This is a genomic window from Halocynthiibacter sp. (assembly GCF_049608145.1).
Lineage (GTDB): Bacteria > Pseudomonadota > Alphaproteobacteria > Rhodobacterales > Rhodobacteraceae > Halocynthiibacter.
The window spans coordinates 1-6,812 of the sequence record NZ_JBMYXF010000087.1; the positions used below are offsets into that span (position 1 = coordinate 1).

General features: G+C 53.3%; 4 protein-coding genes and 1 pseudogene. 2 read left to right on the forward strand and 3 right to left on the reverse strand.

The features are described 5' to 3' along the window. Positions 1–291 precede the first annotated feature (291 nt). Together ACPGUT_RS15580 and ACPGUT_RS15585 are read left to right on the forward strand one after the other, a co-directional pair. Complete coding sequence (locus ACPGUT_RS15580; protein ID WP_423992959.1) at positions 292–3,921, forward strand: vWA domain-containing protein; 3,630 nt, start codon at positions 292–294, stop codon at positions 3,919–3,921. Positions 3,922–3,937: 16 nt separating this feature from the next. Beyond that, positions 3,938–4,924 (forward strand): hypothetical protein, encoded by a 987-nt coding sequence (locus tag ACPGUT_RS15585; protein ID WP_423992961.1) that lies wholly within the window; start codon positions 3,938–3,940, stop codon positions 4,922–4,924. A 365-nt stretch (positions 4,925–5,289) separates the two neighbouring features. On the opposite strand, the gene ACPGUT_RS15590 is transcribed toward ACPGUT_RS15585, so the two are convergent. The 3 genes and pseudogenes from ACPGUT_RS15590 to ACPGUT_RS15600 form a co-directional block, all read right to left on the reverse strand. Next, complete coding sequence (locus ACPGUT_RS15590) at positions 5,290–5,640, reverse strand: H-type lectin domain-containing protein (protein WP_423992963.1); 351 nt, start codon at positions 5,638–5,640, stop codon at positions 5,290–5,292. Positions 5,641–5,780: 140 nt separating this feature from the next. Further along, on the reverse strand, positions 5,781–6,185 hold the full coding sequence (locus ACPGUT_RS15595; RefSeq protein WP_423992965.1) for a F0F1 ATP synthase subunit epsilon: 405 nt from the start codon (positions 6,183–6,185) through the stop codon (positions 5,781–5,783). 12 nt (positions 6,186–6,197) lie between these two features. Then, positions 6,198–6,812, reverse strand: a pseudogene (locus ACPGUT_RS15600) (F0F1 ATP synthase subunit beta); the annotation flags it as partial.

Sequence of the window (6,812 nt, forward strand, 5' to 3'; positions counted from 1 at the left end):
AGAGAAAAGCGATAGTCACAGAACGAGATGTCCCACGAGTAACCGCACCTTACACCCCTTTCTTGGATAGGGGAAGGTACCCGACTGTGTCTGGAAACAGGGGCAAAGTTCAAGGATAGGCGGGGCTATGGGGTCGCTTCGTCATGGGGATCACCTTTGGAGTGTTTCACCCTCCGGTAAACCCGGGACGGTTCGCTTCTCGCTGTCCGCATCACCCCGCACCATTTTGAGAAATCACGAATACATGCTAATAAGCAGTATTTGTTAAGTTTCACTTTTATTGAGGTCACGATGCCATTGAGCTTTCGCACTATAATCCCCCTGTCTTTCAGCCTTTGTACCGCCCTGATTTCCCCAGCACTTTCGCAGGCCACTGCCAATGATGTTATGGTCGTTTTCGATGTCTCCGGGTCCATGTGGGGACAGATTGATGGCGTCACTAAGATTGAAATTGCACGTGATGCATTTGGTACCATTTCCGCCGATTGGGATGCGGGCAATGTAAATGCAGGCCTGATCGCTTATGGGCACCGGCGCAAAGGCGATTGTTCAGATATTGAACTGATCTCCGAACCTGCGCCGGGGTCCAGCGCAGCCTTGGGGCAGATCGTAGACGGGCTGAACCCGCGTGGGAAAACGCCCTTGTCTGATGCGGTACGTCTGGCGGCTGAAACCCTGCGATTTACCGAAGAAAGCGCAACTGTCGTTCTGGTATCCGACGGCCGTGAAACATGTTCTGCAGATCCATGTGCCGTTGGCGCGGAACTGGAACGCCTTGGTGTGAATTTTACTGCACATGTGGTTGGTTTTGATGTGACCGATCCCGAAGCACGGGCACAACTACAATGTCTCGCGGATAATACCGGCGGGCAGTATTTTGATGCGGGCGATGCCAATGGTCTGGGAGACGCTTTACGCGACATCGCCGCGCCGACAGCACCGGAGGAAGAAGCCAGCAGTGGTGTATTTTCTCTGAATGTTCAGATCGTTACAACGGAAGGAACAACACGCCCAACGCAGCTAACTTATCGCGCAACCAACACAGAAAGCGGCGAGGTCATCGTTATCGGGTCACGCAAAGATGCGGCTGAGATCCTGACAGCACTCCCTGCGGAGTTGCCGGACGGCGTCTGGATGATTGAAGCAATGTCGGCAGAAGGTCACGGCAGCTTGGAAGTCAGCCCCGCGAGCGAGGGCGAAACGATCTCTGTGCCATTCACAGCCCATGAAGTCGGGTTCACCATGCCCAATAACGGGCCTTATGCCATGAGCACTGAGAATGTCTTTTATCTGAACGCGACAGCACCACTTCAACCCAATTCCGAATATACAGTCGCATTGGTTGACCCACGCACGGAAGAACGCATCGATTGGGAAACCCGGTTCGGCAGTGATTCAATCGGTGTTACACCACATTGGCTGACCGCGCCCGAACAGGCAGGATCATATGAAATCCGGGTCCAGAAAGGCTATGACGCACCGATCGCCGTGTTTCCGGTTGAATTTACCGAGGCACCTCAGGTCGGCTGGACGGGCCCGCGCAATGGATCGGCGGGTGGTCAGTTGCCTGTTGCTGTCACAGGGCATGTCTATCAGAGCAACCAGCTGATCCTAAGCCAGGACGGCGCTGAGTTGGGGGCCTGGAGCCTGCAAGGTCTCGACACAGCTGCGGGTCCGATGTTGCCCTTGCCGAACGCCGATGGCACCTATGACCTGAGCTATAGTTATTATGATGCCAATGGGGATCAACAGCTGGTTGATTTTGGGCAGATCCACGTTGGGGCTGTCGCACAGGAAGATGATGCAGATGCGGTTGTGCCACCTGCAAATTCCAATGCTGCTGAAGAGGTCTTCCCCCAAAACGACATGAAAATCCATGTCTCAGATGAGCATCTGAATTCACACCCTGGAATGGCAAATAATATCGCGCTATGGGAAACATCTGAGACCTATGAAATCGGTTTTACCTGCACCGTCCCAGCATGTTCCCAAAATATACCGGGCTTTGAAAATGGGTTTCCGATGCCTGTTCTGCACGGGGTTACGTTGCATCGCAGTGGTGTTCTAAAAGGTGGCGTTCCCTATGTGGTATTCTATCATGAAGCTTCAAACGGTACGCTCGAGTTAAACTCATCAATGGCGGATCCCGCCGGATCACTTCTGCACTTGGGATATTCCACCTGTGAAGGACTTTCCGAAACAGGTGAGCTGGCAACCGGCGAACCCGCACAGATGATGTGTATTACAAACATGCCGGATCCGACGCTGCGGCAACAGCAGGACCTGTTGCAGGGCTGGCTTAAGATGCAGTCGCTTATGCAACCCGCTGCGGTGACATCCCTTGAACAAGGCCCCGCTTTGCCGACGGGTGTGAATGCCGACCTTCCTGCCACGGCAGATGCTGGCGCACGACGCCTTCGTGGAGTTCTGGACGCCGTATATATTTGCTATGACGAACGCTGCACCTTCAATTTTGAATCCCTTGGTCTGGTCGATATTCCAGTGCTGAAGAATTTCGGCCTGATGGAGCCGGGATCTTCGAATGGTCGCCTGAGCTTTGAACTGGTGAATGTGACCAACGGCGAATGGATCATGGTCAATCCAGAGGGCATGGTATCTTACGAAATACTGGACTGCGACAGCCAGGCAGGTGACACTGACCAGCCGGATCGCGTCTGCACGGTGAAAAACGCCAATGCTTATACCCAGGCGCAGCGAAATCTGATGAACGCCTGGATGCGTGAACTCCGCGCCGGCGATCATAAAGATCAAAAGATGATGCAGGATCACCATGCCCTTTACATGGGCGAAGAAGGCACGCCATCCCTGATCGCCCCCGTATTTACCGGGGCCTGGGAGATCATAGATCGCGCCACAATGACTGAGATCGGACAGGTTAATCTGGCATCTTCCCTTCATAACGAACAGTTCAGCATGGCGCGTGTGACCGTGGGCACACCGCTTGATCCGGTCAACTTACCTGTCGGTGAGACCGTCGATATCTCTGTCACAACGGTGGTGAATGCCGACGGCACACCGGCCTATGGATGGGTGAGCCTTGGCAATCACCCTGAAGAATATTCCGGTGCCATGCGCCCGGTGAAAAACACTGAAAACTGGGAAGCCGTCTTGGGACATCGCCAAACCCCAAAATTCTTGCATATTATGCTGCGGCCAAATGCCAGCCAGACAACGCAAGAGGGCGCGACCCCAGACATCAATGAAACGCCAGATGAACAACACGGCGCACTTCAGGGTGAGTGGGAAATCGTAAATGAAAGCACCCAGCGCCCCTGGTTGCGTCTGTCACTGGACCACCTTCCACAGGGCGCGCGCGCCACGGGGCCAGTGACGCAATTGCCAGCGGGCGAAATCGGTGACGGTACGGCAGATATTCACGTGATCATGAAACCGTCCGGCGGGATCAATATGATCCAGTTGCAGCTGGACACCCCGCAAGGTGCATTAACCAGCTTGTTAAACCCGAATGCTTTGGGTGATTTCTTTGAGGGAACCCTTCCCCTTGGTCGTGATGATGCCAGCATTCAAATTGAAATGCGACGCGCGGGTTCACAAGCCCCCATTTCAGATGGTGAAGCCGCGATCATCGGCGAAGGGTTTACCCCCGCCTGTACGGAAGCATTCTGTTACTACGCGAATTCCGAATACCGCGACAGCTTTGCGCTCCCACAGGGGTGGCGCTATCGCGCGCCGCTGCGTGCTGGGAATGGCGGCGTGATTGCCCGTGATGTCGATGGACTAGATGCAATCACCTGGCATGCGGAAGGGGCAACGCCAAATGGCACGGTGTGTCTCGCCGGTGATAAAGGCCAGTTCTGCGTAAAAATGGACGCGCCAAAGACGATCATTGCGGGTTTTGACATGTTGCGTCAAAGCCATTCTTTGCTTCCAGACCATTGATTGAAAGGCGAATATTATGAACAAACCGATGATAACAGCCGCGGTTTTGACCCTTCTGAGTACCCTGCCAGTCAAAGCTGAATATTATACCTGTTACAGCGGGAACGCTGTGCGCATTGATACGGGAATAACCGCAAAGGAATATAACCTGCTTGCTGGCTTGGCAGACGAGGCCCCCAATGCGGCGGCGTTGTTGCTTGTTGTGGACCCCAAGATGTCTGCGACATTGAACTCAGGCCAATGGGTGCGCGGTGTCCACCAGGCCAATGAAATCTGTCGTGAGCATGAGAAAACGCATCCGTCAGGTCACTGCGAGAGACTTGATTTAACTGCTGAAAGACCGGGCCCAATAGCTTGTAAGGAAGCTGATACACCCTATTTTCTCTGTGGAGATTCAGGGATTATCTCTGGGGGAACAGGCCAGAGCATGGACTATCTGCAACAATCTCATGGTTTGGAAGCGCCGGAAGGTCTGGAAACCGCCTTGTATTTTACATATGTGGGTGAGCCGCGCTGGGTGGAAAATGATTTAACCACCGCGATGCAGCATTGTGCTCTGGAGCTTGCAGAAGTTCCGGCAATCTCCACCGCATCCGTCCCTTCAGGCGTTTCCGGAAACTGGAGCATCACGCTAAAAGACACAAGGGCGACGGGCTGCCCGATGGGAGCGATGTCTCAGGCGGGTGCATTTTCCAATCGGTATTTGTCGAGCGGTCTCCGGCGGGTTCAAGCGCCGTTTACGCCGGGGCAGTTGATTTCGGACAGTGGGTTTCACACTGGTTGGCAATCAACAGGAACAAACACATGGCAAGCCGTCGGGGCGGATCTTGATGAGGGAGGAATAGCGACGCGAACGACGTTTTCTATAAGTTTGATCAGCGAAACCCAGGCCAATATTTCGGCGCTTATGATCTTTAATATAGCGCCCGAATTTGCTGCGATGTCTCCACTGTCAGAAAGTTGTCGTTTTGAAATGGACGCAATCGCGACGAGACAAAACTAGCTTTGGATTTTGTGTCTAAACATTGCGGCTACAGCGAGCGCAGTGATTGGCCCCAGATCCATGGGAACGATTCTTTCCGGTGCAGGCCTGATCTTGTCCTGGTCTAGTTCGATCTCCTTCAGGCAATATTGCTATAAAGGGGATTGAGAATGGCTACGAGATACACAGGAAAATTTCGCCAAGATGCGGTGCGCATCGCAACGACCAGTGCGGTAACACGAAGCCCAAGCGGCCTCGATTTGGGAGTTGGGCCTTTGTCAAGTATTACAACAACCAGAGACTCCAATACCATACCGATCTGACGTCCAACTTTATATAACGAAGGACACATACGTTGGGTGGGAAATGTACCGTGGCCTAGAGCTCTAATAGAGTTCCCAGTCGTCCTGGTGTTCCAGCGGTCCGATGGCCATCCAGGTGGCTCGGATACGGGCAACTCGGGAATCGCTCCAGGTGCGGAAAACAAGTTCGAAACCAGTGGTCGTCACATTTTCTGCCTGAAGGTCGCCACGCATATTGCTGTGCTTATCGATGTCCCACATCGACATGCTGACCTGAACGACAGGCGGGGAGGAAAAAGCTTCGGAAAAAGCAACGGCCTGACGGCTTTGGCGTGGGCCTTTGCCTGTCCACATTTCACCATCGTGCTCGAAATCGGAAAACAACGTCTGTTCGCCTTTTTCAACGCCAACAAGATGGCTGCTTATTCTCATCATTTACCTAAACCTGCGAAGTATACCCTCGCCCCATTTTAATACGACAATCCACGGGTATTAAAGAAGAAAGCTCCACCCGAGGGCGGAGCTTTCAAATTTTTCCAAAGAACGTGACATTTTCAGTTACGTTTTTGATGTGATCAGGCGTTCAGACCAAGCTGGGCGCCCATAGCGATCAGATCATTCAGGCGTTTGTCAGCAACGTCACGCATCGCGTCACTTGCAGAATCACGCGCTTCAGTGGCTTCCGACACCAGACCTGAAAGCAGGTCCTGTGTCATCTCGAGAGCAGGCACAGCCTGTTCCGCCAGCACAGAAGTTGCACCGGCAGATACTTCGGCAAAGCCACCAGTTACGGCGAATTCCAGCATCTCACCACCGCCAAGCACCTTGAGGATGCCTGGACGGATTGTTGTGATCAGCGGGGCGTGATTGGCCATTGCGGTGAGGTCACCCTCGGTGCCCGGAATATGAACCTCAGTCACTTGCAGTGACGCGAGGCTTTTTTCCGGTGAGACCAGATCGAATTGCATTGTATCGGCCATCAGGCACTCTCCTTAAGCGGCGTCAGCAGCCATTTTTTCGGCTTTTGCGATCACTTCGTCGATGCCGCCAACCATGTAGAAGGCGCCCTCTGGAAGGTGATCGTATTCACCGGCTACAACAGCCTTGAACGACGCGATTGTGTCTTCCAGTTTCACCTGTTTGCCGTCTGCGCCAGTAAAGACTTTCGCAACGTCAAATGGTTGAGACAAGAAACGCTCAATCTTACGCGCACGGGCAACTGCCAGTTTGTCTTCTTCAGACAGCTCGTCCATGCCAAGAATCGCGATGATATCTTGCAGGGATTTGTAACGCTGAAGGATCTGCTGAACGTCGGTGGCAACTTTATAGTGCTCTTCACCAATGATCAGTGGGTCCAGAAGACGTGATGTGGAACCAAGTGGGTCCACAGCTGGGTAGATGCCTTTTTCAGAGATCGAACGATCAAGAACCGTTGTCGCATCCAAGTGAGCAAATGATGTCGCAGGTGCAGGGTCGGTAAGGTCATCCGCAGGAACGTAAACGGCCTGAACAGACGTAATAGAACCTGACTTGGTGGATGAAATCCGTTCCTGCATCGCACCCATGTCGGTTGCGAGTGTTGGCTGATAGCCCACCGCAGAAGGAAT